Source organism: Pseudomonadota bacterium (genome assembly GCA_016927275.1).
GTDB lineage: Bacteria > UBA10199 > UBA10199 > 2-02-FULL-44-16 > JAAZCA01 > JAFGMW01.
In genome coordinates, this window is the sequence record JAFGMW010000100.1 from 1 (window position 1) to 3618 (window position 3618).

The 3618-nt window shown below is 65.2% G+C and carries 4 protein-coding genes; 1 reads left to right on the plus strand and 3 read right to left on the minus strand.

Annotation, left to right across the window (positions count from 1 at the left end; all coding sequences use genetic code 11):
* On the plus strand, positions 1–784 hold a 784-nt coding region (locus JXA24_07155), incomplete at its 5' end, for an FAD-binding protein (protein MBN1283529.1).
* 1 nt (position 785) lies between these two features.
* Here the strand turns inward: JXA24_07155 and JXA24_07160 are convergent.
* The 3 genes from JXA24_07160 to dnaJ are packed head-to-tail and all read right to left on the minus strand — an operon-like array spanning position 786 to position 3351.
* On the minus strand, positions 786–1349 hold the full coding sequence (locus tag JXA24_07160; GenBank protein MBN1283530.1) for a hypothetical protein: 564 nt from the start codon (positions 1347–1349) through the stop codon (positions 786–788).
* Positions 1319–2239 (minus strand): lysophospholipase, encoded by a 921-nt coding sequence (locus JXA24_07165; GenBank protein ID MBN1283531.1) that lies wholly within the window; start codon positions 2237–2239, stop codon positions 1319–1321. Before JXA24_07165 ends, JXA24_07160 begins: the two co-directional genes overlap by 31 nt.
* A 44-nt stretch (positions 2240–2283) precedes the next feature.
* On the minus strand, positions 2284–3351 hold the full coding sequence (gene dnaJ / locus JXA24_07170) for a molecular chaperone DnaJ (GenBank protein ID MBN1283532.1): 1068 nt from the start codon (positions 3349–3351) through the stop codon (positions 2284–2286).
* Between the last annotated feature and the right edge of the window lie 267 nt (positions 3352–3618).

Genomic DNA, 3618 nt, shown 5'->3' on the forward strand with positions numbered 1-3618 from the left:
ATACGACGAGCGCGGGGACCTCGCCACGCGCGACATCGTCGCCAGGGCGATAGACGCGGAGCTCAAGCGCTCGGGGGACGAGCACGTGCTGCTGGACGCGCGCCACCTGGGCGCCGACTACCTGAGGCAGCGCTTCCCCAACATCCTCGAGACCTGCGCGGGCTTCGGCATCGACATGACGAAGGAGCCGATACCGGTGGTGCCGGCCGCCCACTACCTCTGCGGCGGGGTGATGTGCGACATAGAGGGGCGGACGAACGTTGAGGGGCTCGTCGTCTGCGGCGAGAGCGCCTGCACCGGGCTGCACGGCGCCAACCGCCTCGCCTCGAACTCGCTGCTCGAGGCGGTCGTGCTCTCGACCCGCGCGGCAAAGGCGGCCATGGCCCGCACCTCCTCGTCGCGCGCCCGCATGCCCAGGGTCAGGCCGTGGGACCCGGGAGGCGCCACCGACTCGGACGAGGAGGTGGTGATCACCCAGAACTGGGACGAGATCCGCCGCACGATGTGGAACTACGTTGGGATAGTGCGCTCGGACAAGAGGCTCGCGCGGGCGCACAGCAGGATCGGGCTCCTCAAGAGGGAGATCGACGAGTACTACTGGAACTTCACGGTCACGTCCAACCTCGTCGAGCTCCGCAACATCGCCGTCGTGGCGGAGCTCATCATCAGATCGGCGCGGAGCCGGAAAGAGAGCCGCGGCCTCCACTGCAACATCGACCATCCCGGCAAAGCGCGGAGGTTCATGAAGGACACGGTCCTCAGGCGATCGTTCGCGGGGAGATAGCTCAGCGCATATTCCACTCAAGCGTGGAGCTTCCGACCACGCTCTTGATGGTGAGATCGAACTCGCCGCCGAGGTCGACCTTGGGGAAGGTGACGCGGTAGCCTTGCGACCACCTGTCGATGTACGGGAACATCCTCTTCTCGTACGGGGTGATGGGCAGCTTCTCGACGAGGATCGGCTTCACCGCCTCGCCCCCCGCGGGCCTGAGCTCGATGTGCCAGAAGGTGTCCTCGTAGTGAGAGAAATTCTTGTACTCGTCCTTGGTGTAGATAGCGACGAAGAAGTCCCAGCCGTTCAGGTGCCTGTTGGCCTGCTCCATCTCGAACCGCTCGGCGCCGATCTCGTTGAGGTGCTTTATCTTCTGGTGACGCTTCTTGAACTCCTCGCGGAACGCGTCGTCGAAGAACGTGGCGCGCCAGATGATCTCAGCGTCCCACGTGTTGGGGTGGTAGATCCTGCCGCTCCTGGTCTGCTTTTTCAGCTCCCGGTTGTACCCTGCGTGGGACGCGAGCGGGGCAGCGGCGACCATCAGCGCTATCGCTGCCCATGCGAGACGTTTTGCCATACCTCTATCCTCCCGCCCAGATGATACTGCCCGCCGTGGGCGGCTATCATGCCCGCCCTCTCCGCGATCCAATCCCGGATATCGAGGAGCGCCTCCTCCCAGCCGTGGTCGTGCAGGAGATCGTGGCGCATCCCCTCGTACACCTTGCACCCCTTGTCTATGGAGGAGGCCCTCGCGGTGAACCAGGAGCTTGCCTGCGGGTCGCAGATCCGGTCGGCTGTGCCGGCGAGCATGAGCAGCGGCTCGTGGATCCTGTGCGGCATCCCCCCGATGAGGCCGACGTTGCGCTCTATCTCCAGGCCGGCCGATATCGAGAGCCTGGTGTGGAAGAGCGGGTCGGAGGATAGCGCCTCGACCTCGGGGACCACGCTCGTGAGGTCGGGTATCCTCACGCCGCTGTCGATCGACATCCACGGAGCGATCGGCTTGAGCCTCGTCGCCAGCCCCCTCTTCCAGCGCGGTATCGTGACGGTCGGATGCAGGGCGGCCGAGATCGTGACCAGGCCCGCCACGCGGGTGGCGTGCGTGAGCACGTAGTTTATCGCCACGAGCGCGCCGAGGCTCTGGCCCACGATGAAGACCGGGATTTCCGGCCTCTGTCTCTCGGCGGAGAACTGCACGAATGCGGCCAGGTCCTCGACCCAGTTGCCGAATCCCTCCACGTGCCCTCGCCTGCCGTCGCTGCGGCCGTGGCCGCGCTGGTCGTAGAGGGCCACCGCGAGATTGGCCGATGTGAGGGAGGTGACGAGCCTCGAGTAGCGGCCGATGTGGTCGCCGAGCCCGTGGACGTACACCACCAGGGCCAGCGGATCGGCGGGCATCCAGTGCTGGTAGAAGTGGGTGAGCCGGTTCTGAAGCCTCGTGTACTTTATGGCGATGTCCATCGGCATGGCCTTGCCTGTTAGACGATCGGGGCGGGAAATGCAACGCAAAGCTACTCCTCCTCCATCAGCTGCCGGAGGAGCTCCTTCTGCCTCTTCGTGAGATCCCTCGGGGTCTTGACGACGAACCGGACCACGAGGTCACCCCTCCTGCCGCCCGCGTTGAGCACCGGGAACCCTGCGCCCCTCACGCGGGCCTCGCCCCCGGTCTCGGTCCCCGGACGGACCTTCACGCTCTCCTCGCCGTCGAGCGTCCGGATCGCGATCGTGTCGCCGAGCGCAGCCTGCGGGAATGAGATCGGGACCGTGACGACGATGTCGTCCCCCGCCCGCTCGAACAGCTCGTGAGGGGTGACGCTTATGAAGACGTAGAGGTCTCCCGATCCCCCGCCGCGGTTCCCCTCGTGCCCCTTGCCGCGCAGCACCAGCTGCATGCCGTTCTCGACGCCCGGCGGGATCTTGACCTTTATCTTCTCCCGGCTCGGCTTCACTCCCTCGCCGCTGCATTCGGCGCACGGCTTCTCTATCCTCGCGCCCTCACCCCTGCACTGCGGGCAGATCGTCTGTATTACGAAGAATCCCTGGCGCTGGGTGACGGTGCCGCTGCCGCCGCAGGCGCGGCACCTCTCGACGCCTGTGCCCGGCGACTGCCCGCTCCCTCCGCAAGCCTCGCAGCGCACGATGCGCGAGACCGATATCTCCCTCTCCACGCCCTTCGCAGCCTCCATGAAGCTGATCGTGAGGTCGTACCTCAGGTCCCCGCCGGGGCGGGCGCTGCGCCTCGCCCCCGACCTCCCGCCGAAGCCGAAGCCGGACATGGAACCGAAGAACTCCTCGAATATGTCGCCCATGGAGCCGAAGATGTCGCCGATGTCGGTGAATCCGTGGAAGCCGGCGCCCTGAAGGCCCTGATGGCCGTAGGCGTCGTAGATCTCCCTGCGCCGATCGTCCGAGAGGACCTCGTACGCCTCGGAGGCCTCCTTGAACCTCTCCTCGGCCTGAGGGTCCGGATTGCGGTCAGGATGGTACTCGAGCGCGATCTTCCGGTACGCCTTTTTTATGTCGGGCGCCCCGGCAGAGCGATCGATCCCCAGCACCTCGTAGTAGTCCCGCTTTATCATAGGCAGCGCCGCTTCGGCCTCTCCGCCCCAGGATATGGGGGCCGCGATGCACGAAGGCAAGCGGCGCGAGAGGCTGCACCAGCTTTGCCAAAATTGCAACCGCTGCGGGCTTGTGCCGGCAGAAGCGCTCAGCGCAACGATCAGCGGGCAATCGCCTGTCGGCATTTTGACGATCCTCTCAAAGCGAGAATCCCCTCTTGCCTCAAGACGCTGTTTTATAATATGTTTTTTCTAAACCCTATGGCACGGCGCTTGCTTGATATATAA